This is a genomic window from Bacillus sp. YH3-2-B2 (assembly GCF_053663335.1).
Map to the genome: position 1 here is coordinate 36931 of NZ_JBSJQE010000002.1, position 24771 is coordinate 61701.

The following is a 24771-nucleotide window of genomic DNA, read 5'->3' on the forward strand; positions in this document are numbered from 1 at the left end:
AATGTCATCCACTTTATTGCTTTTTAGATAAGAAATAAGGATTTAAAATCTTTATCATTTTATTTACTGTTAGATAAGTGAAACACACCCCGGCGACTGTAACTGCGCCGCCCAGAAGAGAAATAAACGCAGGTACTTCACCTAACCACACCCAAGAAATGACCAAGGTTATGGCTGGTGTTAAATAAAGTGAAATGGCTGCTTCTGAAGCACCGACGAGTGAAGTGACATACGCAAGTGCAAAGTAAGGCACAACTGTTGGTAATAAGCCTAAGTAAACGATAGACAATGTTGAGTTCATTGAAGCGTGAACAACTTCTCCCCATAATCCCGGAAGAAACATCAGCATAGGCAATGTTGCACCCCAAATGGTGAATGTCACAAATGGAATAAAACCATATTTTTTTATATAGCGGGCTTGAAAAACGAAATAAATACTCTCCGAAAAAGCTGCCAGCAGGATTAACAAAATGCCGTTCACTGAATTTGTATAGTTTCCTGCCCCGAAAGAAATGATCGACACACCCAATAAACTTATGATAGAGCCAATCCATTTATAAAGCCCAAAATGTTCACCAAAAAACAGACGAGATAACATTGCAGAAAAAATAGGTGTCATGCTCACGAGTAAGCTCGCAACTCCAGCGCTGACTGTTTTTTCTCCGATATTCAGCAAAATGTGATATAGTGCAAAACCTAAAAATCCTAAAGATAAAATAGCAGGGATATCCTTCATGTCAGGTAAACGCATATGAGTCAAAACAGCAAAAACAACCAATGCCATTGACCCAATCAACAAGCGAAACAAAGCGAGGTGTTCCGGTGTGTAACTCTCCAAACCCGCGCGAATTCCCGGGAAAGCTGATGCCCACAACCCAATCATCAGACTGTAAGATATGCCGATTCGAACTGTTTTCTTTCTCATCTTTCTCACTCCTCTTTACAAAAACCAACCAGTTATTTAATGTGTTTCTATATTAATAAAGATTTGATGAGATGACTTCAACCAGTTAAATAGATTTTGACCCAACCACTTTAAGGGGGATCCTTTTTATGAGCGCTCCAGAAGAAAAAAAGATGAGAAAGCTTCCTAAGTACATACAAATCATTCAATTTATAAAAGAGAAAATAGGAAATGGAGAATGGCCGATCGGAAGTAAGATTCCAAGCCAGCGCACGCTTGCCAAACACTTTGAGGTGAACAGGAGCACAGTCATTACAGCTTTAGAGGAATTGACGGCGGATGGATTAATCGAAGGCAGAATGGGCAAAGGGACAGTTGTTACGAACAATACATGGACACTTTTGGCTAAGAATTCCGCTCCCGATTGGGATCAGTATGTAACCTCCGGAATCCAGCAGCCAAGCCAAAAAATTGTTCAAGAGATCAATAAATCAGAATCAAATTCTGATCTTATACAGCTCAGTAAAGGAGAACTTTCACATGAGATTTTTCCTTTAGCTGTTATGAAAGAGATCATGGGAAAGGTATCTCAAAACATAGAGGCATTCGGATATGAGGAACCAAAAGGATATTTACCTTTGAGAGAGGCATTAAGCGGCTATTTAAGAACAATCGGCATTCAAGCTTCTCCTTCTTCCATTCTTATTGTTTCTGGAGCGCTGCAAGCCTTACAGCTTATATCAATGGGGCTTTTACAAAGAGGATCGACCGTTTATCTTGATCAGCCTTCCTATCTTTATTCATTACACGTCTTTCAATCAGCCGGGATGAAGCTGACTGGAGTTCCTATGGATCATGATGGACTTTTGCCGGAACATATCCGCATGGCAAGGGGGGAGCGGGGGAGGGCTATCTTATATACAAATCCTTGTTTTCATAACCCGACAGGTATTTTAATGTCAAAAAAGAGACGAGAAGAAATCCTTGCGGCAAGTGAGAATGCACAGCTTCCCATTATTGAAGATGACATTTATCGTGAGTTATGGATCGATGAGATTCCTCCAGATCCTATTAAAACAATAGATAAAAATGGGCATGTGCTTTACATAGGCAGCTTATCGAAAACATTAAGTCCGGGCTTGAGGATTGGATGGATCGTCGGGCCGGAACCAGTGATTGAACGTTTATCCGACATAAAAATGCAAACAGATTACGGCTCCAGTTCGTTATCCCAGAGAGTAGCGGCAGAGTGGTTTACATCCGGTGAATACCAGCAGCATCTAGAACAGGTGAGAAGTCAATTAAAGGTGAGAAGAGAATTGGCCTTGAGTGTTTTAGAAACTCATTTGAAAGATGTGGCGACATGGAATATCCCAAAGGGAGGATTCTTTGTCTGGGTAAAAATATTGCCTTCCATATCCATGAAATTACTTTATACCAAAGCCTTATCAAAAGGGATACTTCTCAATCTCGGCAGTATCTATGCTCAAGAAAAAGGGAATTATATTCGCTTATCATATGCTTATGCATCTCTTGAAGACCTTCAAAAGGGAATTTATGAATTGGGTTTGATGATTAAGGAATTGGCAAGCAGATAAATTTAAAAGACAGCGGCATACCGGAATTCAAACTGCATGGTTCGTTTTAAACTTGGCGAATCGGGATGCAGTGAGTGACAAGGCAGGGATAGATAAGAAAGTTAAAGGAGGTCAGAATATTCTAATCTCCTTTAACTTCGGTCAACCTTGCATCCTTAATATACTAAAGATTAAAAAGGAAGAAGTCCGGCCGTTTGTTATTCGGTTAAGCCAGCTCTTTTGTCATTAAGACATGCGGGATGCCGTCTTCCATAAATTCCGGTGAATCTGTCTGATAGCCCAGTTTGTGATAAAAGCCTTCCGCATGTGTTTGTCCATGCAGTTTACATTGGGTGATGCCTTTTTCTTTTACCATGTTTTCTAATTCTCTTATGATTACTTTGCCTAACCCGTATTTGCGGTAAGGTTTCAGGATGCAGATTCGTTCGAGCTTGCCTGTATGGTTTACGATGCGGACCCGTCCTGTGCCGGCAGGCTGATTTTCATGATAAACCAAGACATGCCCGCACTGTTCCTCAAGCGTATCGAACTGATCAAATTCATCGGATTCAGGTACATGCTGTTCCTCAATGAATACTGCTTTTCTAATCTCAAGCGCTGCTTGCAAATCAATTTCCGTTGTTATTCTTTTTATCCTCATGATCAATCAATCCTTTTCACATATTAATCTGGACTGCACGGCTTGCTTGTGGTCTTATAGAAGTAACGATAAAACAATTATATTGCAAATGCAACAAAAATATGAAAGGTTTGAAAAGATATGACTGATATTTTGCGGGAAATCGGCATGATCGCACGGGCATTGGATTCCATCAGCAATATTGAATTTAAAGAATTAGACTTAACAAAAGGGCAGTATCTCTATCTTGTGCGTATATGTGAAAACCCGGGAGTGATACAGGAAAAACTGGCGGAAATGATTAAAGTTGACCGAACAACAGCGGCGAGAGCGATCAAGAAACTGGAAATACAAGGATTTGTTGAAAAGCGTCCTGATGATCAAAATAAAAAAATAAAAAAACTGTTCCCGACCGAAAAAGGGAGAAAGGTTTATCCGTTATTGCAAAGAGAAGGAGAGCACTCTGCGGAAGTAGCCCTGTCCGGCTTTACGTCTGAGGAAAAAGAAACCATTTTCAGCCTTCTTCAGCGGGTGAGAAAAAATATAGAGCATGATTGGGAATATGTGAAGAAGGGAAACAAAAGAGACTATTAATGGATGATAATCCCTTTTACTGAATGATTGCGTTGTGAATGATTAAAGTCATAAATGGATACGTTATCTGTGAAATCTCCTCCCCGGTTCCTGCTTCAACTAGCCGATAGGCTTATTTTTAACGAAAAGTATCAATTATGGTATATTTAAATAAGACAAAATAATTGAAGCGGGGAATGATATGAGTACAATCGAAAAACAAAGACGTAAGAAATTCAGAGCGAAATCAATCGTACGGGCCATCATGGTCATCATCGGCGGAATTATTGCCGCGTATGGACTGGAAACCGTACTGATTCCGAATAGTGTATCTGACGGCGGTGTAACCGGACTCAGCATTGTCGGTTCACAGCTCTTTCATTTGCCTCTTGGGATCTTGATTGCGGTGATCAATATACCGTTTGTCTGGTTAGGATATAAGCAAATCGGGAAAGGTTTTGCGTTTCTATCAATTATCGGTATTGTCTCACTTGCCGCGGGCACGAGTTTTTTCCACCACACGCCGGCTATCATTGAGGGAGATACCCTGTTAATCACCGTTGTCGGCGGGATTATTCTCGGCTTGGGAATGGGATTGGCATTGCGCAACGGCGGCGCCTTAGATGGTATTGATATGCTGGCTGTGCTGCTGTCACGGAAACTGCCGTTTGGCACGAGCGATCTCATTTTATTTTTAAACATTTTTGTGTTTATTTTTGTTTCTTTTGTATTCGGGCTGCAAGGCGCATTGCTTTCCGTCATTGCTTACTACATCGCATCCAAGGTGATCCATGTGGTTGAGGAAGGCTTAAGCGGTTCTAAAACATTTCAGATTATCACCAATGAGCCTGCATTAATGGTGGAGACCATTCGTGAAGAATTGGGCCGGAGCGCTACTTATAAAGAAGCATACGGCGGTTTTTCTCATGAAAAATTCAAAGAAATCACATGTGTCATCAACCGTTTGGAAGAAACCAAACTGAAGGAAATTATTAATGACATTGATAATCAAGCCTTTGTGACGGTATATGATGTCGCTGAAGTAAAAGGCAGTAATTTCAGAAAAATCCATAATCATTAAGAAGGAGCTGCCGTTCACCGGCAGCTTTTTTTAAAAAAGGAGAAAACACTTGCAAAAAAAGAATAACGGATGTATATTATTGATATATCAAACATTGACTGGTCAATTAATTGCGCAAAAGAAAGTAGGGATGGGTTTTGACAGCATGTTGTTCAGAGGAAGGCGAGATTTTGTATCAGCTCCAATCACTGCACAAAGTGATCGGCACGAAGTTTGAAGCGTGCACCGGAATCAGCCAATCCCGCCTTGAGCTTCTCGCCGTGCTTTTTTACGTCGATGAGATCAGCCAAAGCGATCTTCAGAAAAAGGTGAATATTGACGGCGCAGCCGTGACAAGACACTTGAAACAGCTTGAAGCCAAAGAAATGGTCACAAGAAGGCGGAAGCCCGAGGACAACCGAATTATACTTGTCCGGCTTACTGATCAGGGGCGGGAGAGAATTGAGGCTTCCAAAAAGGAGAAAGAGCGTTTCATAAAGGAAATGCTTGCCGGTGTCAGCGAGGAAGAACGCAGTATGTTAAAAAACGTATTGTCGCAGATGCAGAATAATATAGAAAATATGAAAGCATAGGAGTGTATTACACATGAAAACAGAACTGAAAACAAACGATTTTATGGACATTATGAAAGGCCGCCGTTCCATTCGGAATTACGATCCGGCCGTAAAAATCAGCAAAGAAGAAATGACTCAAATTCTTGAAGAAGCAACGACAGCGCCGTCTTCAGTCAACGCGCAGCCATGGCGTTTCCTCGTCATTGACAGCCCTGAAGGAAAAGAAAAACTCGCGCCGCTTGCCAGCTTTAACCAAACACAAGTCAGCACATCATCTGCGGTGATCGCGGTTTTCGCAGATATGAACAGTGATGACTATTTAGAAGAAATTTATTCTAAAGCAGTCGAACTGGGCTACATGCCGCAGGAAGTAAAAGACAGACAAATCGCTGCTTTGACGGCGCATTTTGAAAAACTGCCGGAGCAAGTGAACCGTGAAACGATTCTGATCGACGGAGGTCTCGTTTCCATGCAGCTGATGCTTACAGCACGTGCGCACGGCTATGATACAAACCCGATCGGCGGCTATGATAAAGAAAAGATTGCCGAGGTTTTCGGAATGGATAAAGAGCGTTATGTACCGGTCATGCTGTTATCAATCGGAAAAGCGGCAGACGAAGGATATGCTTCCTACCGTCTTCCTATCGAAACAATCGCACAATGGAAATAAGGTTGAAGTGAAGCTGAGAGGAGAGGGACAGTGGACATAATTGCGGCTGTTTTCGTCGGAATTGTAGCTTTAGAACATATATTTATCATGATACTTGAAATGTTTTTTATCAATTCGAAGGCTGCCAAGCGGTCTTTCAAATTGCCGAAGCATTTAGAAGGTGACCGGAATGTAGCGGTCATGTTTGCAAATCAGGGTCTGTATAATGGATTTCTGGCTGCCGGCCTCATTTGGGGACTGATCCTCGGAGCTGATCCGATTGGCCATATGATTCAAATGTTTTTCGTTATTTGTGTGGTCATCGCGGCCATTTTCGGAGGCTTTACTTCAAACAAATCAATTATCGTAAAACAAGGACTTCCGGCTGTTTTAGCGCTTATTTTTCTTTTATTGGCGTAGCAGACGGAGTGAGGGCTTCCGGAAAGGAAGCCCTCTTTTTTTATTCTGTTTTGAAAATCATTTCTTATATACATCACTATAGATTGGGGAATGTCAAATCAGCGGGGGCAAGCAATGGATTGCAGTCGCTTGGAATGAGTATGGTTCCGGATGTGATCAGCTCGTTTCAACACATATATCCTTATGTCAATTTTCAGTTGAACCAAGCGTCAAATCAGCTGTCACTCCTTCTTAATTGTTATTTGCTGAAATAGATGGACGGACTCCATGTCAATCTGTTTTTTTAAAAAAAAGCTGATCGGCAAATATGGTATGATTTACATAATCAGGGAGTGGGGTTGCAGAGGATGAATATGAAGAGAGCGTATTACGCTATTTTATACAGCCAGACCGCTATCAACTTGGGGTTTTCACTTTATACGATGGCCGTCATCTTGTTTTTGTTTACAAAAACCGGTTCGACGGCGATGGCCTCTCTTATGACGCTCGTCAGCATTGTATGCCGCGTATTGGGCAGCGCCGTTTTGCCGCTGGTCACCGGCCGGTTCACGCTTCGTTCTTTGTTAATCAGTTCTCAATTGATACAGATCACACTGTTAGTCTGTTTGTTTTTTGTCATCCAAACCGGTTCATCCGCATTCTTTTTTCTGCTGTTTTGTCTGATCGGAGGCATTTCTTTTTGCAACGGATGGTTTGCTCCGATAAAAAGCGCGCTGATTGGGGAAATCATTCCTCCTGATCGAAGGGCGAAAGCGAACAGTTTATTATCGGCGGCGGATCAGACCGTTCAGTTTGCGGGGTGGTCTCTGGGCGGCGTCATCATAGCGTTCCTGGGAGAGAGCGATACAATGATCGTCACTGTCATGTTATTGGTTTCTTCGGTGTTGGGCATTATTCTGTTTCTTCAAGTACGCATGTGTGCGCCGGCAGCAGTCAGGAAACGTTCGCTTTTTGCAGATGCGGCAAGCGGCTGGGTGTATTTATTTCAGCAAAAGCAGCTCAGGGTTCTCATTGTGATGGATGTGATCGAATCGTGGGCAGGCATGATATGGATCGGGTCTGTGTCCTTGACTTATGTGCATGACGTCCTTCATAAAGGAGAGGCCTGGTGGGGGTATGTCAACGGAGTCTATTATGCAGGGACGATGATCGGCGGACTGATCATCTATAAGTTATCCGGTAAGTTTGAGCATCATCTCATTCCGCTTATGCTGACGGGAGCCTTGGCATATGGAATGTTCACGTTTATTTACGGGCTGATCACAAGCGCCGTTACGGCCCTTTTTCTGGTGCTGTGTATGGGGCCGGCTTGTGTATTACGAGATCTCACGCAGGAAACATTACTTCAAAACATCACGACCGAAAAGACACGGGTCCATATATTAGCGGCGAGATCAGCTTTAGTTCAGTTCATTTTTATGTTTTCCATTATCGGAACGGGGATTATCTCAGATGTATTCGGCGTGCGGTTTATTTATATTGGCGCAGGCCTTCTCTTATTAATTTCGGCTTTTATCGGATTTTCTCAGCTGCGAATGAAGAAAATGGTACAGAGCGGCATGTAGCCTTAAACATAATGGAGGAGAGGTTCTGAGGGATATTCAGCACTACTATTCTATGATTATCAGCTTAGAGCAAATCAGTAAGTATTCACTCGGCTCAAAGAGCTTCCGGAGGATGTGTACCGTAAGGAGATTCAAAGTGTCTTTCCGTCGATAGCCGGTGTATTGACTCATGTGTATCTGTCCGATAAGGGGTGGTTTGATGTGTTCTCCGGAGAGCGTCTGGAGGATACGCTGAAATCAGCTGAACAGCAAAAAGGGGACATCTTGTCTAAAGAGATAGAAGAGCTGGAAGATCTATTTTTGGAATTATCAGACCGGTATCAACTATTTTTGCAGAAGGAGGAAAATATCAGTCTCCCCCTTGAAATAGAGCATCCGTCAGGTGACATCATGAAAACCGCAGCTGCCGATATGATCCTACATGTTGTGAACCACGGAACGTATCATCGCGGGAATATAACAGCCATGCTCAGACAGATGGGGTATGCTTCTGTGCCGACGGATTACGGTATTTATTTATATATAAACAAAAAGTAAACAAGACAGCCCGCGCGGCTGTCTTGTGATATCCGTAAAAAAGCCAAATCATATGAGTGATTTGGCTTTTTCGTTTGCTATGCCATGTTTTGCAGCCGTTCTAAACTGTTTTTCCAATTCGCTTCAAGCGCTGTAAAAGCAGCGGCGGCATCTTGCTGTTCTAATGCGTGAATGATATCAGAGTGTTCATTATATGATCTGTTTAAAGCGCCGTTTTCACTGAAATAGCGGATTTCCAGTCTCTGAATTTTGACTTTCAGGCTTACAAGCAATTTGTGAAGTTCAGCGTTGTCCGCAAGCAGAATGATGCGATGGTGAAATGCATTATCCGCTTCCAGAACGGCCATTTTATCGCCGTCTTTCATCGTTTGAAGAAGATTTTCATTCAGCTGTTTCAATTCTTGAATCACGGCATCGTCCATACGCGGGAGGGCTTGCTGCAATGCGAGTTTCTCAAGCGTCCAGACGATGGAATACAAGTTTTCCGCTTCTTTTAACTCAATCGGAGCGACAAGCGTCCATCTGTTCGCTTTTGTTATCACCAAGCCGTCATCTTCCAGCCGCAATAAGGCTTCCCGTATCGGGGTGCGGCTGATTCCCAATGTTTCCGACAAATCCTTGTCCTTTAACTTTGTTTCCGGTTTGAGCTTGCCCGTTATGATCCAGTTTCTGAGTGTGCGATACACTTCGTCCCGCATGATGGTTCTTTTCAGCACAGGTTCTTTGTTTTGATTATCCAATGGAACACCTCATGAATCGTAGTATACATATTTGCATTTTACCACAGTCCGGGCGCCGGTTAGAAATGAAGAGGGACGTCTAAGGATGAATCGAACCGAGATGCTTCATCTCAATATGCTGAAAGTCAGCGGAGCCGCCTTCAGAAAAGAGCGTGATTCCCTGATCTTCGTGTTTTGGGAACACTTCATTTGTCAAAACGGTTTTTCCGTCGTCTGCAAATACTTCAATACTGGTTTTATCTACGAGAATTTTCAGATGGACGCGTCCTTTGTTTCCGTCAAATGGGGCTTTGCTTTCGACGTATGCGCCGGTTTTATCAGGCTGGTCTGTAAACGATCTGTTCACATAGGCACAGCCGTCTTCTGCTGAAATACCGACATCAATATGCCGGCTTTGGTCTGCTGATTCTCTGAGTCTGACGCCTGCATTTTTGATATCTGACCAAGCGATATCCATATCAAGCTGATATGTGTCACCTTTGATCGACAGTGTCTCTGAACCGTTCACCTGTTTGTGTTCTATGCTGTCAGTTGAAGAGGTTAATTGGTTCAATGCTTCAACCGGCTCTGACACAAGGCTGTATGTGCCGCCGTCCTGCTGCTGAAGACGGATTTCACGGACGATAGAATCCGTGCCGTTAAAGCCGTTTTTTAGTGTCGGTGTTTCATTCGGATAATCCCAATTGTTCATCCATGCCAGCGCATAGCGTTTTGTCAGCGGATCTTCGCTATTACCGTCTTCAAATGTGACGCCGCCGTACCAGTCAAAGCCGTAATCGAGCCATTGCGGTTCTTCTTGATCGGCGGTAAATTCCTTCCCGTCAAAGTTTCCGGTCCAATACGCGTACGTATTCGGTTTGCCTGCGGGTTTGCCGTTTGCGCTTGCGCCCAGAACCCATTTGGCTGTTCCGTCATCTGCACGCATCATATAAAGGTCGGGGCATTCGACGAGGCCGATCTGCTGAGTGATAAAGCCGCCCGTATATTTCCAATTTTTTAAATCGGGTGATTCATAAAAACCGATTTTTTCTCCTTCGGCCATGGCCATCACCCATTTGTCATCCTGTTCATCCCAGATTACTTTCGGGTCCCGGAAATCCTTAGTTCCCGGGTTTTTCATAACGGGCTGATCACTATAGGAAGTAAACGTTTTTCCCTTATCCGTGCTGTACCATAAATATTGTTCCTGGGCTTTTGTTTTGGCAGTCGGCTGCGTTGTGACGGCGACCAGCGCGTTTTTGCCGAAGCCCGCCGTGTTGTGTTTATCAATGACGACAGAACCGGACCATATATCGCCGTTTTCGTTGGTGTATTTCGGAATAGCCGTGCCTTCGTCCGTCCAGTGCACCAAGTCCTCTGATACGGCGTGCCGCCATTCTGTGCCGTTGCCGTTCGGGTAATCCCGATTATAAAGATAGTAGTAATGATATTTCCCCTCGAAAAAAATGGGCTTTTGAGGGTCGTTTTTCCATTTGTCCGGGGTCGTAAAATGATACGCCGCCCGGTAATCCTTCTTATGCTCCGTGTTTGTGTCAGAGGAATTGTGGGTTTTGTTCGGCAGTAAGCCGACAAACAGGAACGCACCCAAAAAGATCAATATTACAACGGGCCATTTTCGAGCCATGATTGAGTTCACCATCTTGTTGAGAAATAAAAGAAAATGCCAATGAAGTATCGGCATTTTCTTTTTGTTGTTATTAGTTGTTAACCGTAAGCTGTCCTTGTTCAAGGATGCTGTTTTTAACAACGGATGTTTTCTTGCCTTTGATGTTCATTAAGAAGCTTGGCGCAAATGTTGCCTTTTTATCCTCAAAGAAGCCTCTGTTTGTCATGTAGCTTGTGATCACGACATTGTTGCCTTTGGCTTGCGGCACTGCGAAGTGAGAGTAAGTGAACGTTACATCGTTAGGATCAAGACCCATTTGCAGGACAAGACCAGTTTTGTTCAGCGGCTTGTAAGGCCCTGTTAAAGAGTTTGATACATAACCAAGCATGTAAATATCGTTTGAGTTAATGCCGTCGATCGTCATTTTTGAACCGCGTGAATCAGTGAACAGGTACCATTTGCCGTTCATTTTGAAAACATTCGCGCGCTCAATTTCATCAGTTACCGTGTTTGAAGTGATCAGCGGCTTCATGACTTTTTTCAATGTGTAATCATCGTTTAACTCTACCATACCGAGGGCGCCGTTCGCTAATTCAGCATCGCGTTTTTTAGCGCTTTGCTGAAGCTTCTGACTTTCTTTACGGAAGAAGTTTGTGCTGCCGCCGTAGTACGCTTTGTTAAATAAAGATTCTTCGCCTTGGTATCCGTTTTCTGTTCCCGTGTTGGCTTCGAATACAAGGTATTTATGGCCTTTGTCTTCAACGTAGTGAGGGTCTCTCAGCGTATGGTTGTCGCCGGATGTATAGTTCCCTTCATCGATAAACTGCTGAACGTTTTGATATGTTTTTCCGTCGCCGTCAAAAATCGTTTTATGATCTTCCACTCCGTTGATCTTGAGCGTGTCATCAGATTTTGACACATTTACCTGCGCCGTTGTCAGGCTTTGTTTGCCGTAATGTTTACCGGAAAAGTCAGTGTAGAATAAACGGATTTTTCCGTCAGATGTAAAGGTTGCAGAACCGGACCATTCTTGTGTCTGTTCTTTCAGGATTTCATCGTTGGCGTCGAACTTATCGCTGTCTTTAAAGACACGGCCCGCGTTTTTCCAGCTGTCGATCGAGTTGTCGCCGACTTTTTGGTAAAACATGTAGATGGATGTGTCATCAGCGTCTTTCGGGCTTCCCGCAAGAGCAAACACGACGTGATAGCCGTTGTAGTCAGCTACTGTTCCGTCAGCGTTTTGGAGCGGCCAGCTGTCCCACACATCCAGTCCTTTCGCGGACTCGATATTTTTAATTGTTGATGGGTCGAATTGAGGCACTTGGTATTTTTCACTTTGCTGCTGTTTAGGGATCTGCAGCATATCATGGCGTGTGATATGAGAGACGCCGTACGTTTCTTTGTAAGGCTTTTGGGTATTTTCTTTCGCGAAGGCTTGAGTCGCTCCCCCTGCCAGAAGTGCAGTCGTAAAAGTTAGAACTGTGGCTCGTTTTGCAAATTTTTTGATGTTCATGTTCATGTCTCCTTTTGTATGTACCTTTTTTTGCGATCTGCCGATTCGATCCTCCTGCATTCATGGATGGCAGGTTTGTTACAGAAAAAAAGACCTAAAATATGTATGGGGTGACGCCAAAGAATACACTTTGCCCTTAACACATTTTAGGTCTTGCCTGCTTTATCAGTAACAATCCTGCATGATTTACTTGTCGACATCATTCTATTAGACTCTGATTCTATTGACAACTGGTCTATTTTCCTCTTTTGGATGATAGTAAAATGAAAAAAGGCCTTTTAATATATGGGTAATTGAGACTAAGGGGTGCTCTGGGCCTAGGAAAAAACCTCTCTAAAAAAGAGAGGTTATTTTTTCTTGATAGATAATAAAACGATGGTGGCTAAAATCAGCAAAGTACCCAGCCATTCTGATATTCCGAAGGGAACATGCAGCCAGATAACAGCTAAAAAAGCTGCCGACAGCGGCTCTGCACAGGCAAGCAGGCTGGTTTCAGAGGCACTCAGATATTTCAGGCTTTCCAAGTAGCAATAAAAAGCGATGAGCGTTCCGAAAATGATGATAAACACAATCGCGGCATATGCAGGAAAGGACCACTCGCCTTCAAATGTCCAGGGCGGGCGGATCAAGCTGAGGGCGGCTCCGCCGATCAGCATGCCCCATCCGACAACAATGGCGGATCCCCATTTCTTCAGCAGACGATGCGGCTGAAGGGTGTAAAACGCCAGTGCAAACGCCGAACTGATTCCCCAAAAGACGGCCAGACCGGATATGGACAGGCTTCCGGCATTCCCGTGCGTGACCAAAATGAATGTGCCGGCAACCGCCAATAAGACGGCGAGCAGTTCTTTTCCCGAAGGAATTCTCTTTGCGCGAATCGCTAAAAAGCATGTAATGATCGCCGGCCCTAAATACTGAAGAACGGTAGCAGTTGCCGCGTTGCCGTACTCAATTGCCGCGAAGTAGGTGTATTGAACGCCTAACATTCCGAAAATCCCGAATAAAAGAAGGGGAATTCTGTCCCGTCTGTCTTTCCAAACAGCCCATATCCGTCCTTTTTCTTTGCGGTACGCGATTCCGAGCAGAAGCGCCCCTGACACCAGAAGGCGCACCGAAGTCAGCCATTCTGTATTAAAATGGCGGTGCTGGAACAGATACTGGGCAACCGTTCCCGAGACCCCCCATAAGATAGCTCCTGTAAGCACAAGCCAAATGCCTGTTGTTCGTGAATAAGAAAGAGCAGCGTGTTTTTCCAGGATAGACACCCCCGATTCTGATGTTGTGATAGCAACTTACAATAATTAGGAAAACGAACGCCTTACATGTGATATATTATATATTGTATATTAACAGGAGTCAAAATAATTTCAAAGTAAGCGCTTACTAAATGGCCGTCTGATGAACGAGCTGTAAAAAAAAACACCCCGGCTGGTTTCCGGGGTGTGTTGGTTATTCTGCAATCGCGTCTGTTAAAACAGGAACGACTTGTTTCTTTCTGGATACGACGCCTTTTAAAAGAGCCGTGTTGTTTTCTAAAGTTACGTTGAATGCTTTTTCAACTTTTGACGCCTGATCGCCGATGGCGAGCGCAAGGGAATCGTTTTCCAAAATGTCCGTAATCACGAGAAGGAACAGATCAAGGTTTTTCTCAGCAATTACTTTTGAAAGAGCCGCTTCTAATTCCGGCTGCCGCTTTTTGACATCTTCAATATCAACTGTGTTGACTTGGGCGATTTCGACTTTTTTGCTGCCGAGCGTGAACTCTTTCGCATCAAGAGAAATCAGTTCTTCCACAGTTTTTTTGCTTAAGTCGGCGCCCGCTTTCAGCATGTTTAAGCCGTACTCTTCCGCATCTACGCCGGCAATTTCAGCAAGCTCTTTTGCCGCTGCGATATCCTGCTCCGTGCAAGTCGGAGATTTAAATAACAGAGAGTCGGAAATAATTGCTGAGAGCATGAGGCCCGCAATTTCTTTCTCGATTTTCACGTTATTTTCTTTGTACATTTTGTTTAAGATCGTAGCCGTACAGCCGACCGGCTCAGCACGATAGTAAAGAGGTTCCGCTGTTTCGAAGTTGGCGATACGGTGGTGGTCGATCACTTCAAGAACCTGAACGTCTTCGATATCCTTGATGCTTTGCTGGCGTTCATTGTGGTCAACAAGGATGACGCCGTTTACTTCGTTTGCGGCAGTTTCCACCAAACGCGGGCTTTCCTGCTTGAAATAATCAAGCGCGTATTGTGTTTCGCCGTTGACTTGTCCAAGGCGGACGGGCTCAGCATTGAAGCCGAGTTTATTTTTTAGATCAGCGTAGGCAATGGCAGAGCAAATGGTATCTGTGTCTGGGTTTTGATGTCCGAAAATAAGAATTTTTTCCATAATAACTCCTTGTCCTTTTTTGTAGTGTAAACAATCTTTTTATAGTTTAACACGTCTTGCGGAGGGTGTAATCTTCAAAACCTTAAAAATTGATGTGAAAAAGAAGCATTTTTGTTGAGCGGTGAGGAGGATTGCGAGTAAAATACTGGGTAAGTCAGATGCTAATCAGCATATAGTATCAAAAAAGGTACTATGGAGGATGAAAAATGAACATATATCCGAATAAAGAAGGTTGCCCGGTTGAACTGACGCTTTCCGTTATCGGCGGAAAGTGGAAGGGTATTTTGTTTTATCATATGATCGGCGGAAAAAAGCGGTTTAATGAGTTTCGGCGCATTTGCCCCAGCATTACGCAGCGTATGCTGACGCTTCAGCTTCGCGAGCTTGAGGCGGACGGCATCGTGCATCGCGAGGTATATCAGCAGGTGCCTCCAAAGGTGGAGTATTCTCTTACCGAATTCGGCAGGTCGCTGGAACCGATCGTTTTGCAAATGAAGAAATGGGGAGATGCCAACCGGGAGTTTCTCGAGGCATACCGGGAAAAAACGTCGCCTCAAGATCAGTCCGCTCAAAAATAAGAAGCAGCAAAGGATTAAATTCCTTGCTGCTTTTTTTTATTTCATCGCGATGGCCTTTCTGGCGTTGCGCACGTCATTCTTCAGCAATTCGCTCAGGTTGTAAGCCGGATATTGACCGCGTTCTTCCATATACTCAAAGACCATTTGATGCCACTTGATAGCCGCGTTTAAGTGCTTGACGAAAACATGTCTTAATTGGGGTGTGGCCGTCTCTGTAATGGCTCCGGCGTAATTGCGGACAGACGTTTTGGCCATGATCAGCAGGCCGCCGCTGTAAAAGGAGGAATCAGCGCGCTCTTCTGTTTCATCCTCACGAAAAGCGGGAGCTTCAGGGAAGAAAGGAAGCAGTTCACGCAGATTTTGTTCCAGCGAATGGATGGAAAATCTGTAAAGCTGTTTTAATCTGGCATCGCTTACGTCCCGCTCTGTTCTTTTTAATTTCACAAGTCCGTTTGCCTGGAAAGCCACTAACTCATGCAGTTCTAACGTTTCATGCCATGCTAATGTTCTCCGCTCGGTCATGGTGTAAGAATCTCCTTTATCCTTCATTTTCACTTTCAGCATATGCCCCGGTCCCGATGTTGTTCCTGATGTTTTGAAGTTTCCAGAAAGGGAAACTCAATGTAAAGGAAATACGAAATAGAGGTGAAACTATATGTGGGACATGATAAAGAACTTCTTCCTTTTCAGCAGCGGGGTTTTACAGGCGACCACTCTCTTACTTATCGTTATCGTCTTGTTATATGTACGAAAAACCAAAAAGAAAAACAGAGATACTTCTGGTTTCATGGATGATCAGGATCACTGATACAACGGGCATTCTTTCACTGGGATGTCCGTTTGTCTGTTTTCATGTTTCACATGGAACATTGCGGGTGTCCGCGCTCATTTTACTTGCGATTTCGACTTATGTTAAAATATATACGTGTATTTTGGAGAGTTTATGGAAAATTCAGGTCTTGAAAGAGACATTGCGGCGTCAAAAGAGCAGTCGTCTAAGCTGCTCTTTTCTATTCGTATGTTCGAATGATACAAGGTTTGAGGTGAGTAAGTGAAAAATACAAGGGCTCTAATAGAAGGCGCCATTTTGATCAGTATTTTTGCAATCATTTCCCTTTTGGTCGTGTACCTCCCTTTACTGGGGGCAATTCTTCTCTTTGCTTTGCCGCTGCCGATCATTCTTTACACCATTCGGCATGGTCTGAAGCCCGGGGTATGGATGGGGCTTGCCAGCCTTCCTGTCAGCTTTATTGTAAGTTCGTTTACCGGGCTTACAGGCGCTTTTACGGCTGCCTGTACGGGAATCGCCATGGGATATTATTTTAAAAAGAAACAGCCCGGCTATGCGGTTGCTGCCGGCGCTATGGCGTATGTGCTGTGCGGCGTCGTTTTTTTTGTGGTCAGCATCGTGTTTCTTAATATGAATGTGATCGATACCACCATGTCCCAGCTTCGGGAGTCGCTGTCTTTAGCAGAAACCATGTCAAAGCAGCTCGGTTACGGAGATCAGTTCGGGAAGCAGATCAAGCTGATGGAAAGTCAGCTGAGCACGGTTCAATATCTTTTTCCGACAGTGCTCGTATTGACCGGCATCGTTTTTTCTTTCCTCAGTTATGCTATGGTAAGGCCGCTTTTACGGCGATTTTCCCCTGATCTTCCGAAGATGAAGCCTTTTAGAGAGCTCAAACTCCCGCAAAGCGTTGTCATTCTGTATTTTATTGTGACGATATTAGGGTTTCTGCCTTTAGAAAAAGGGCATATGCTGTATTCGGTTTCATTGAATGGGGGATTTATTCTCAGCTTGCTGATTTGTATTCAAGGATTAGCGTTTATTTTTTTCTATTGCCGCGAAATGGAGATGCCGAAAGCCGTTCCTGTTTTAGCAATTGTGCTGGGTGTGCTTTTTCCGCTCATCTTGTCCGTGTATCTCCTCTTAGGCATCATTGACATAGGCTTTAACATAAGAAATAAGGTGACGCGAAATTGAGTGTGACTTACAGGTGGGGAGTTGATAGAAATGCCTAGTTTTTATGAAAAACCGTTGTTTCGGTATCCCATCTATGCATTGATTGCATTGTCAATCATCATAATCCTCATCAGCATTTACTTTAACTGGCTGATAGGAGCCATCGGCGTTGTGCTGCTCGCCGTGATCCTGTTTTTCATTAAGCGTGCGGATTCTCTGATCAGAAAAGAAATTGACGATTATATCTCCACGTTATCGTATAGATTGAAAAAAGTAGGCGAAGAGGCATTAATGGAAATGCCTATCGGGATTATGCTGTTTAATGATCAATATTACATTGAGTGGGCGAATCCGTTTTTGTCTTCCTGTTTTAATGAAAGCACACTCGTCGGGCGCTCGCTGTATGACACATGCGAGGCCGTCGTGCCGCTGATCAAGCAGGAGGTCGATTCGGAAACGATCACCTTGAATGAGCGGAAGTTTAAAGTAGTGATTAAAAGAGATGAGCGCCTGCTCTATTTCTTTGATGTGACAGAACAGATTCAGATTGAAAAGCAGTACGAAAATGAGAGAACCGTGCTGGCATATATCTTTTTAGATAACTATGATGACGTCACACAGGGGCTGGATGACCAAACGAGAAGCACGATGAACAGCCAGGTCACCTCATTATTAAATGCGTGGGCGCAGGAGTACGGCATTTTCCTGAAACGGACGTCCTCGGAGCGGTTTATCGCGGTGTTAAATGAACACATTTTAACGGAGCTTGAAAACGCGAAATTTTCGATTTTGGATGAAATCCGAGAAAAAACATCCGTTCACACTGTATCTTTGACCCTCAGCATCGGGATCGGCGCATCGGTTTCTTCCTTGAAGGAGCTTGGAGATCTGGCGCAGTCCAGCCTCGATTTGGCTCTCGGCCGCGGAGGCGACCAAGTGGCGATCAAAATGCCGAACGGCAAGGTGAAATTTTACGGCGGCAAAACAAATCCGATGGAGAAACGCACAAGGGTGCGCGCCCGGGTGATTTCTCACGCGCTCAAGGAGATTGTCTCAGAAAGCAGCAATGTCATTATCATGGGGCACAAGTTTCCTGATATGGACGCAGTCGGAGCCGCAATCGGAATATTGAAGGTGGCGCAGGCCAACGGCAAAGAAGGCTACATCGTCATTGATCCGAACCAGATCGGATCAAGCGTTCAGCGCCTGATTGAAGAAATTAAAAAATATGAAGAGCTGTGGTCGCGGTTCATCACGCCGGAAGAGGCGATGGAAATTTCAAATGACGACACGCTGCTTGTCGTCGTTGATACACATAAACCGTCCCTTGTGATGGAAGAGCGTCTCATGAACAAAATCGAGCACATCGTTGTGATTGACCACCACCGCAGAGGCGAGGAATTTATTAAAGACCCGCTGCTCGTTTATATGGAGCCATACGCTTCATCCACCGCAGAACTCGTGACGGAGCTGCTTGAATACCAGCCGAAGCGGCTCAAAATCAATATGATTGAAGCGACGGCCCTGTTAGCTGGTATAATAGTGGATACGAAGAGTTTTTCCCTTCGCACGGGCTCGCGGACGTTCGACGCCGCTTCTTATTTGAGAGCGAAAGGCGCAGATACGGTTCTGGTGCAGAAAGTTCTCAAAGAATCCGTCGGTTCTTACATCAAGCGGGCGAAACTGATCCAGCATACGGCTCTTTATAAAGAACATATCGCGATTGCTTCTCTGCCTGAGAACGAAGAGGAGTACTTTGACCAGGTGCTGATTGCGCAGGCGGCTGATTCCCTCTTATCGATGAGTGAAGTGGAAGCTTCATTTGCGGTAGCCAGACGGGATGAGCATACGGTGTGCATCAGTGCGAGATCGCTGGGCGAGGTCAATGTGCAGATTATTATGGAGGCGCTGGATGGCGGAGGGCATTTAACCAATGCGGCAACCCAGTTATCGGGCATTTCTGTCTCAGAAGCGCTCGTCCGGCTGAAGGAAGCCATTGATGAATATTTTGAGGGAGGCGTTCAGAGATGAAGGTTATTTTCTTACAAGATGTAAAAGGTAAAGGAAAAAAAGGCGAAATGAAAAACGTAGCAGACGGTTATGCACATAACTTTCTCATTAAAAAAGGCCTCGCTGTCGAAGCAAATGCGACAAACATCAGCGCATTGAAAGGACAGAAAGAAAAAGAGAAAAAAGAAGCGATTGCCGAGCTTGAAAGAGCGAAAGATTTGAAAGAAACGCTTGAACAGCTGACTGTTGAGCTGAGTGCCAAATCCGGTGAAGGCGGCCGCCTGTTCGGGTCTGTCACAAGCAAGCAGATTGCAGAAGCGCTGCAAAAAACGCATAAGATTAAAGTGGATAAACGGAAACTGGAGCTCCAAGACGGTATCCGCACACTGGGATATACAAACGTTCCTGTAAAGCTGCACCCTGAAGTTCAGGCTGTGCTGAAGGTTCACGTAAAAGAAGAAGCGTAATACACAATGAAAAACCCGCCGATCCGGCGGGTTTTTTTTTATGTCAGCAGACGGCGCAGCGCAAGAAAATGATGAGATTGTTTCATTTCCGATCGCTACCAGATTGCATATTATATTACATCATAACGAAGGATGTGTCGGTATGAAACGATTTTTTTCTGAAACATATTTTAATAATCCGGAGAATAAAAAGGCGCTGGAGCACTATCCGCTGATCGGAGACGGAAAAGACGGGGAAGTCTACCGCTTAACACACAACAAATGCATAAAATACTTCTTTGAAAAAGGGACATGCAAGAAGGAATTGGCGGCTTTAAAGACCGGACAAGGTTCCCCGGTGATTCCAAGACTGTATGAATACGGAGATCGTTATATTGTGATGGAATATGTCCAAGGCACCTCTCTTGCCCGCCATATCAGAAAAGAAAAATCTCTGTCCGTCAAACTGACTGCTGATATTTTAAATATGCTGGATGAATTAAAAAGAATCGGTTTTACCAGATGGGATGCCGAAATCAGGCACATTCTGATTAACGAACACGGAAATCTTAAGGTCATCGACCATAAAAGAGCTTTTTCCGCCATTACCCGGTTTCCCGTAAAACTATTAAAAGGACTGGACAAATACGGCTTGGCAGATGAGTTTTTGAACACTATAAAAAAATTAAATCCGTCACGTTACCTGGAATGGCAGCCGCACATGTAAGTTTCTGAAAATCCGCATATGTAAGTTTCCTTTTTTTAGGGTCGTCATATGATATTTGTAACATTTGTTTGGTGGAGTGTGGAAAAAATGGCAGAATACATTATGGTTATCGGCGCTCATCCCGATGATGAACTATTGGGAGCAGCGGGCACCATAAAACGGCTGATCAATGAAGGATATAAAGTGATTTCCATTATTACGGCATTAGGAAGAAAAGAAGAAGCTCATCATATTAAACAATTAGGCGAACGCGCGAATCAAGAGCTTGGAATTGAGAAAGTCATCTTTTTGGAGCATACGAATTTAGAGCTGGAATGTATCCCTCTTCATAAGCTTGTCAAAGAATTAGAGCAGCTCATTCGCGTCTATCAGCCTGATAAAATCTTTACACATCATTACGGCGATATCAATATGGACCACCAGAGAACATTCCAAGCAGTTTTAACAGCCGCCAGACCGCTTCCGAATCAAAAACCTATCGAACTGCTTACGTTCGAAACGCTATCTTCAAGCGAGTGGGAGAGGAATACGGCTGATAAACTCTTCAAACCTAATTACTTCGTTAACATCACAGACACAATGGATGCTAAACTCGCGGCGCTTCACCACTATGACGTAGAAATGAGGGATTACCCTCATCCCCGTTCATATGAAGGCGTTAAACATTTAGGAAGAGTCAGAGGGATGACGGCGGGTGTGGAATACGCCGAAGCTTTTGAAGTCGTGCGGAGGATCTGGAAATGATCAAGACATTTTCCGTCCCGTATCCGTATATGGTCCAGACGCTTGACCGCTACTACGGGGTCAAAACGCGCCCTCAAAAAAAGGCGGCAGTAAAGACACAGTTGAAACATGAACATCATATTCCGCGGTTATACAGGAAAAAAAAGAAGTTATCCATTTTGATTGCCACGTTTTGGGACTACCCGCACACGGGCGGTTTATCAAACTATATTAAAACGCTTAGTGAAGGCCTGAAGAAGAGAGGTCATAAGGTCGATGTCATCTCCCCTAATCTGTTTCCGTCCGCACAGGTAAAAGAACTGCGGGCGGCTGTTGTTCCGAAGTTAAAAGATTTCTTTAAGGACAGATATGGGGATTATAACAATCATATTTTGAAAAATAATCGGCTGATGTTTATATACGAGCAAATGCTTCAAAAGATTCATTTGGAAAGATATGATGTGTTTCATGCTCAAGATTTATTTACAGCCAATATATTAGGCAGATTCAATCAAATCTATAAGAAACCTTTATTTTTCACACCGCATGGCATGTTTACTTTCAACAGACTTAAATTTCACATCTTTAAAAAAGGATCGGTAGAAGAGTTTTATTATAAAAAACTAGAGATGAAAGCCATTGAATACGCAGATCGCCTGATTATTATCAGCGATACGTTCCGCAGCCCGCTCATGAAGCTCGGAGCCGAACAGGAAGACATGACAACGGTAATCACAGGAATCGATTACGATGCAAAAACAGGCGGGAAAAGAAAAATCCCGCTGCCGAAAAATAAGATCATCATCTCGTGTATTGCAAGATTAGGCCCGAGAAAAGGACATAATCATTTGCTTGACGCACTTTCACGAATTCCGTCTGATGTGCTTGAACATGTTCAAGTGCTGATCGCGGGCGACGGAGAGATGAGGAGCGCCTTAGAGGAACAGGCTCGAAAACTGAATCTATCTATGGTCTCCTTTTTAGGAAAAAGAGATGATGTTCCCGCTATTTTGAATATGACGGATATATTCGTACTGCCGACCATTAATGATAGTCTGCCCATCTCGATTATTGAAGCGATGTTCAGCGGCTCGGCTATCATTGCGACCGATTGCGGGGGTATTCCGGATCTGATCCGCCATAACAAAACGGGACTTATTGTCGAGCCGGGAAATGCAAAGGTTCTTGCCCGGGCTTTAGCGTTTTTTATCACTAACAAATCTGCGCGGGAGAAGGCTGCTTCAAACGCAAAGGCCTACGCGGAGAAATATTTAAGCAGTGAGACGATGATAAAAAATATCGAATCGATTTATCAAAATACCAACAGCTCGGAGGGAGATCATGAAACATGAACATGCAGCCGTTGTACTTGATTTCAGTGCAAACGGGATTGGGATCATTCGCAGCCTGGCCCGAAGAGGAATCGATGTTTACGCGTTTGACACGGAGGGACCTTATCGTATCGGAAAATCAAGGTTGGCAGATTGCGGGATATGTCCCAGCCCTTTAACACAAGAAGAAGAACTGCTGACATTTCTGACTGATTTCGGGAAGCGATTCCAAGCAAAGCCGGTTCTGTACGCAGGATCTGATGATTATGCGGGATTTATATCTAAATTCCGCGAGACATTAGCCGGTTTTTTTTTATTTTTGCTCCCGAGCCGCTCTCTGTTAGAAACGGTCTTAGATAAAAGCAAAGCATATGAATTAGCGGTCAAGCATAACATCCCCTGCCCGAAAACCTTTTTTCCGAACAACCGGGATGAACTGGAAGAGGCCATCGCCAATATTGACTTCCCGTGTATTTTAAAACCGGTGGCCGGCCATGAATACAGAAAAAAAGTAAACAAAAAAGCAATTGTAATGAAGGATGCCGCACAATTGCGCAAGGAGTTCAGCTCCTACAGAGAAAATGGAGAACTGCTTGTGCAGGAGATCATCCCCGGAGACAACCAGTGTTTTTATAAAGTCGCCACTTTTTATGATGACCAAATGAAATTAATGGGCTTATTCTCTCTGCAAAAGAACCATCAATTCCCTGCTGATTTTGGCGCGGGGGCCCACGTCGTCAGCAAACGGCTTCCTGATTTAATCGAGAAGACCCTGCCGTTTTTTGAAGCGATTCAGCTGAAGGGAGTAGGCATGGCGGAATTTAAAAAGGATCCCCGGGACAATGTTTACAAGTTTATCGAAATTAATCCGCGCTTTTGGCTCAGCCATAGCCTGACAGAACCGGCAGGCATTCATTTCGTTTACATGTACTATCTGTATTTGACCGGACAACAGGTGAAGCCCCAGCTCGAACAAAAAGACGGAATCAATTGGATTTATGAGGTGCGTTACTTCTTAACGTTTTTGAAGAAACGAAAAAGAGGAGAAATGACGTTCCGGGATTTTTGGAAAGGATGTAAAGGAAAAAAAGAGTACGCTCTTTTTGCTTGGAATGACCCGATGCCATTTATCAGAAACACTTGGTCTCATCTCAAAAACAGCTGGAAACGGAAGCGGAAGGAAGATCGGCATGTATGAAAAGGATCTTTTGTATGACGCATTTCAAAAACTGAGAATTGACGAAAAACTGTCGTATTCGTTCGGTGAAAGGGCTGCGGTGAATCCGGTTGACATCACATGCCTGAAATCAACAGACAGAAGCGCCATTTATAAACTGTTTGTAAAGAAAAAATCCGGCACTGTTCCGCTGATATTGAAGGTGTATAAATCTTCCCGTGAAAAAAACAAGGTCGAGATTAATATATACGGGAAAGCCCGTTCTGTTTTAGGGGATTTGCTGCCGGACATCTATCTTATAGAGGAAAGTGACCATGAAACGTGGATATTTATGGAGTTTGTCAGCCAGATCAGAGGACAGCTTACATTTCACCCAAAGCATTTCAAGTATATTATTCCGTCTGTCGCGGAACTGCACAGCCGCACCTTTGAAAACAAGACTATTTCTGACGGTAAATGGCGGTCGTGGCTGCCGGTATACGAATCGGAAATCATGAGAAAAGGGCGTAAAAAGCAGATCAAAAAGACAGCGGAATTATTGGATAGAGCTCTTAAAGATGAGCGCACAAAGGATATCGTGAAGCCTCATTATCGGCAAATCACAAACTTGCTGGAGCAGGAGGAGCCGGATTTTTTCCCTGAATTGATACAAAACGGCTCAGCCATCACACACGGTGATCTTCATATGCAGAATATCTGCACCCACGATGCGTCCGGACATGAACCGTGGGATATTCAATTCATCGATTGGGAATCCGCAAAGTACGCGCCGGTTTGGTTTGATATGACGGTGCTGGTCGAAATTCTGCTCGGCTTCAGAAAAGATTGGAGCCGGCACGCAGAAGATATTCGGACGTATTGCGTAAAAGTGTATACGAAAGAAATGAAAAAGCGGAGCATGCATTTTCAGACCCCTCCTATGACGCTTTATAAAATGGCTTATTTGCAGAGAACACTTGAGAAAGGGCTTCATACCCAATTGCGGAGAATCTTCGACAATCGGGGAGGAGAACTGCTGCCGTATCATGTTGACAAAGTGTCAAAATGGGGACGGGAATTAGGATTATAAGTTTAA

Annotated in this window: 25 protein-coding genes and 1 pseudogene; 18 read left to right on the forward strand and 8 right to left on the reverse strand. The window is 44.1% G+C overall.

The window, feature by feature from the left end; genetic code table 11:
• Nucleotides 1-13: 13 nt before the first annotated feature.
• The gene (locus ACWJJX_RS05095; protein WP_326374941.1) at nt 14-925 is read right to left on the reverse strand and encodes a DMT family transporter; all 912 of its coding nucleotides are present in this window, start codon (nt 923-925) and stop codon (nt 14-16) included.
• A 128-nt stretch (nt 926-1053) separates the two neighbouring features.
• Here ACWJJX_RS05095 and pdxR point away from each other — a divergent pair, with 128 nt between their 5' ends.
• Entirely contained in the window at nt 1054-2502 is a 1449-nt protein-coding gene (gene pdxR, locus ACWJJX_RS05100; protein WP_326374940.1) for a MocR-like pyridoxine biosynthesis transcription factor PdxR, read from the forward strand.
• A gap of 205 nt (nt 2503-2707) precedes the next feature.
• Here the strand turns inward: pdxR and ACWJJX_RS05105 are convergent, their stop codons facing one another.
• Nucleotides 2708-3142, reverse strand: coding sequence for a GNAT family N-acetyltransferase (locus ACWJJX_RS05105; RefSeq protein WP_166705967.1), 435 nt, complete (start codon nt 3140-3142; stop codon nt 2708-2710).
• Between the two features lie 120 nt (nt 3143-3262).
• Between ACWJJX_RS05105 and ACWJJX_RS05110 the strand changes: the two genes are divergently transcribed.
• From ACWJJX_RS05110 to ACWJJX_RS05140, 7 genes and pseudogenes are all read left to right on the forward strand, one after another.
• Nucleotides 3263-3715 (forward strand): MarR family winged helix-turn-helix transcriptional regulator, encoded by a 453-nt coding sequence (locus tag ACWJJX_RS05110; RefSeq protein WP_014306189.1) that lies wholly within the window; start codon nt 3263-3265, stop codon nt 3713-3715.
• Nucleotides 3716-3896: 181 nt separating this feature from the next.
• A complete protein-coding gene (locus ACWJJX_RS05115) occupies nt 3897-4775 on the forward strand; it encodes a YitT family protein (protein ID WP_014306188.1) in 879 nt (292 codons plus the stop codon).
• Between the two features lie 137 nt (nt 4776-4912).
• Nucleotides 4913-5347, forward strand: a complete 435-nt coding sequence (locus ACWJJX_RS05120; RefSeq protein ID WP_004393037.1) for a MarR family winged helix-turn-helix transcriptional regulator — start codon at nt 4913-4915, stop codon at nt 5345-5347.
• Nucleotides 5348-5360: 13 nt separating this feature from the next.
• On the forward strand, nt 5361-5999 hold the full coding sequence (locus ACWJJX_RS05125; protein WP_004393039.1) for a nitroreductase family protein: 639 nt from the start codon (nt 5361-5363) through the stop codon (nt 5997-5999).
• A gap of 30 nt (nt 6000-6029) precedes the next feature.
• A complete protein-coding gene (locus tag ACWJJX_RS05130) occupies nt 6030-6398 on the forward strand; it encodes a DUF1304 domain-containing protein (RefSeq protein WP_004393040.1) in 369 nt (122 codons plus the stop codon).
• 347 nt (nt 6399-6745) lie between these two features.
• Nucleotides 6746-7963: an MFS transporter gene (locus ACWJJX_RS05135; protein ID WP_146283892.1), complete on the forward strand. Its 1218-nt coding sequence runs from the start codon at nt 6746-6748 to the stop codon at nt 7961-7963.
• 30 nt (nt 7964-7993) lie between these two features.
• Nucleotides 7994-8500: pseudogene (locus tag ACWJJX_RS05140) on the forward strand (DinB family protein); the annotation flags it as partial.
• Nucleotides 8501-8577: 77 nt separating this feature from the next.
• Here the strand turns inward: ACWJJX_RS05140 and ACWJJX_RS05145 are convergent.
• The 5 genes from ACWJJX_RS05145 to ACWJJX_RS05165 form a co-directional block, all read right to left on the reverse strand.
• Complete coding sequence (locus ACWJJX_RS05145) at nt 8578-9240, reverse strand: GntR family transcriptional regulator (protein WP_014306186.1); 663 nt, start codon at nt 9238-9240, stop codon at nt 8578-8580.
• Between the two features lie 79 nt (nt 9241-9319).
• Nucleotides 9320-10876, reverse strand: a complete 1557-nt coding sequence (locus ACWJJX_RS05150; protein ID WP_454022794.1) for a glycoside hydrolase family 32 protein — start codon at nt 10874-10876, stop codon at nt 9320-9322.
• A gap of 61 nt (nt 10877-10937) precedes the next feature.
• Nucleotides 10938-12359, reverse strand: a complete 1422-nt coding sequence (locus tag ACWJJX_RS05155) for a glycoside hydrolase family 68 protein (RefSeq protein ID WP_326374938.1) — start codon at nt 12357-12359, stop codon at nt 10938-10940.
• Nucleotides 12360-12706: 347 nt separating this feature from the next.
• Nucleotides 12707-13624, reverse strand: a complete 918-nt coding sequence (locus tag ACWJJX_RS05160; protein ID WP_326374937.1) for an EamA family transporter — start codon at nt 13622-13624, stop codon at nt 12707-12709.
• A gap of 184 nt (nt 13625-13808) precedes the next feature.
• Nucleotides 13809-14738, reverse strand: a complete 930-nt coding sequence (locus ACWJJX_RS05165) for a manganese-dependent inorganic pyrophosphatase (protein ID WP_004393053.1) — start codon at nt 14736-14738, stop codon at nt 13809-13811.
• A 206-nt stretch (nt 14739-14944) separates the two neighbouring features.
• Here ACWJJX_RS05165 and ACWJJX_RS05170 point away from each other — a divergent pair, with 206 nt between their 5' ends.
• Nucleotides 14945-15316 carry a winged helix-turn-helix transcriptional regulator gene (locus ACWJJX_RS05170; protein WP_007615010.1) on the forward strand — a complete coding sequence of 124 codons (372 nt, stop codon included), beginning with the start codon at nt 14945-14947 and terminating at the stop codon, nt 15314-15316.
• Between the two features lie 36 nt (nt 15317-15352).
• Here the strand turns inward: ACWJJX_RS05170 and ACWJJX_RS05175 are convergent, their stop codons facing one another.
• Nucleotides 15353-15838 carry a spore coat protein gene (locus ACWJJX_RS05175; RefSeq protein WP_017418488.1) on the reverse strand — a complete coding sequence of 162 codons (486 nt, stop codon included), beginning with the start codon at nt 15836-15838 and terminating at the stop codon, nt 15353-15355.
• A gap of 133 nt (nt 15839-15971) precedes the next feature.
• Here ACWJJX_RS05175 and ACWJJX_RS05180 point away from each other — a divergent pair, with 133 nt between their 5' ends.
• The 9 genes from ACWJJX_RS05180 (at nt 15972) to ACWJJX_RS05220 (ending at nt 24765) form a co-directional block, all read left to right on the forward strand.
• Nucleotides 15972-16124 (forward strand): hypothetical protein, encoded by a 153-nt coding sequence (locus ACWJJX_RS05180; RefSeq protein ID WP_004393059.1) that lies wholly within the window; start codon nt 15972-15974, stop codon nt 16122-16124.
• A gap of 243 nt (nt 16125-16367) precedes the next feature.
• On the forward strand, nt 16368-17303 hold the full coding sequence (locus ACWJJX_RS05185) for a YybS family protein (protein ID WP_070082661.1): 936 nt from the start codon (nt 16368-16370) through the stop codon (nt 17301-17303).
• 30 nt (nt 17304-17333) lie between these two features.
• Complete coding sequence (locus ACWJJX_RS05190; protein ID WP_014306180.1) at nt 17334-19313, forward strand: DHH family phosphoesterase; 1980 nt, start codon at nt 17334-17336, stop codon at nt 19311-19313.
• Complete coding sequence (gene rplI, locus ACWJJX_RS05195; protein WP_004393063.1) at nt 19310-19759, forward strand: 50S ribosomal protein L9; 450 nt, start codon at nt 19310-19312, stop codon at nt 19757-19759. Before ACWJJX_RS05190 ends, rplI begins: the two co-directional genes overlap by 4 nt.
• A 142-nt stretch (nt 19760-19901) precedes the next feature.
• On the forward strand, nt 19902-20465 hold the full coding sequence (locus ACWJJX_RS05200) for a protein kinase family protein (RefSeq protein WP_032858248.1): 564 nt from the start codon (nt 19902-19904) through the stop codon (nt 20463-20465).
• Between the two features lie 87 nt (nt 20466-20552).
• Entirely contained in the window at nt 20553-21209 is a 657-nt protein-coding gene (locus ACWJJX_RS05205) for a PIG-L deacetylase family protein (RefSeq protein ID WP_004393067.1), read from the forward strand.
• Nucleotides 21206-22540, forward strand: a complete 1335-nt coding sequence (locus ACWJJX_RS05210; protein WP_172615118.1) for a glycosyltransferase family 4 protein — start codon at nt 21206-21208, stop codon at nt 22538-22540. The genes ACWJJX_RS05205 and ACWJJX_RS05210 overlap by 4 nt, the downstream gene beginning before the upstream one ends.
• Nucleotides 22530-23717: a carboxylate--amine ligase gene (locus ACWJJX_RS05215; protein ID WP_454022795.1), complete on the forward strand. Its 1188-nt coding sequence runs from the start codon at nt 22530-22532 to the stop codon at nt 23715-23717. The genes ACWJJX_RS05210 and ACWJJX_RS05215 overlap by 11 nt, the downstream gene beginning before the upstream one ends.
• The gene (locus tag ACWJJX_RS05220; RefSeq protein WP_454022796.1) at nt 23710-24765 is read left to right on the forward strand and encodes a phosphotransferase; all 1056 of its coding nucleotides are present in this window, start codon (nt 23710-23712) and stop codon (nt 24763-24765) included. The genes ACWJJX_RS05215 and ACWJJX_RS05220 overlap by 8 nt, the downstream gene beginning before the upstream one ends.
• The last annotated feature ends 6 nt before the right edge of the window (nt 24766-24771 follow it).

Bases quoted from the DNA above. Each gene is read 5' to 3' on its own strand.
- ACWJJX_RS05095 (WP_326374941.1), bottom strand. From the start codon at position 925: ATGAGAAAGAAAACAGTTCGAATCGGCATATCTTACAGTCTGATGATT.
- pdxR (WP_326374940.1), top strand. From the start codon at position 1,054: ATGAGCGCTCCAGAAGAAAAAAAGATGAGAAAGCTTCCTAAGTACATA.
- ACWJJX_RS05105 (WP_166705967.1), bottom strand. From the start codon at position 3,142: ATGAGGATAAAAAGAATAACAACGGAAATTGATTTGCAAGCAGCGCTT.
- ACWJJX_RS05110 (WP_014306189.1), top strand. From the start codon at position 3,263: ATGACTGATATTTTGCGGGAAATCGGCATGATCGCACGGGCATTGGAT.
- ACWJJX_RS05115 (WP_014306188.1), top strand. From the start codon at position 3,897: ATGAGTACAATCGAAAAACAAAGACGTAAGAAATTCAGAGCGAAATCA.
- ACWJJX_RS05125 (WP_004393039.1), top strand. From the start codon at position 5,361: ATGAAAACAGAACTGAAAACAAACGATTTTATGGACATTATGAAAGGC.
- ACWJJX_RS05135 (WP_146283892.1), top strand. From the start codon at position 6,746: ATGAATATGAAGAGAGCGTATTACGCTATTTTATACAGCCAGACCGCT.
- ACWJJX_RS05155 (WP_326374938.1), bottom strand. From the start codon at position 12,359: ATGAACATCAAAAAATTTGCAAAACGAGCCACAGTTCTAACTTTTACG.
- ACWJJX_RS05165 (WP_004393053.1), bottom strand. From the start codon at position 14,738: ATGGAAAAAATTCTTATTTTCGGACATCAAAACCCAGACACAGATACC.
- ACWJJX_RS05170 (WP_007615010.1), top strand. From the start codon at position 14,945: ATGAACATATATCCGAATAAAGAAGGTTGCCCGGTTGAACTGACGCTT.
- ACWJJX_RS05175 (WP_017418488.1), bottom strand. From the start codon at position 15,838: ATGACCGAGCGGAGAACATTAGCATGGCATGAAACGTTAGAACTGCAT.
- ACWJJX_RS05180 (WP_004393059.1), top strand. From the start codon at position 15,972: ATGTGGGACATGATAAAGAACTTCTTCCTTTTCAGCAGCGGGGTTTTA.
- ACWJJX_RS05190 (WP_014306180.1), top strand. From the start codon at position 17,334: ATGCCTAGTTTTTATGAAAAACCGTTGTTTCGGTATCCCATCTATGCA.
- rplI (WP_004393063.1), top strand. From the start codon at position 19,310: ATGAAGGTTATTTTCTTACAAGATGTAAAAGGTAAAGGAAAAAAAGGC.
- ACWJJX_RS05200 (WP_032858248.1), top strand. From the start codon at position 19,902: ATGAAACGATTTTTTTCTGAAACATATTTTAATAATCCGGAGAATAAA.
- ACWJJX_RS05205 (WP_004393067.1), top strand. From the start codon at position 20,553: ATGGCAGAATACATTATGGTTATCGGCGCTCATCCCGATGATGAACTA.
- ACWJJX_RS05210 (WP_172615118.1), top strand. From the start codon at position 21,206: ATGATCAAGACATTTTCCGTCCCGTATCCGTATATGGTCCAGACGCTT.
- ACWJJX_RS05215 (WP_454022795.1), top strand. From the start codon at position 22,530: ATGAAACATGAACATGCAGCCGTTGTACTTGATTTCAGTGCAAACGGG.
- ACWJJX_RS05220 (WP_454022796.1), top strand. From the start codon at position 23,710: ATGTATGAAAAGGATCTTTTGTATGACGCATTTCAAAAACTGAGAATT.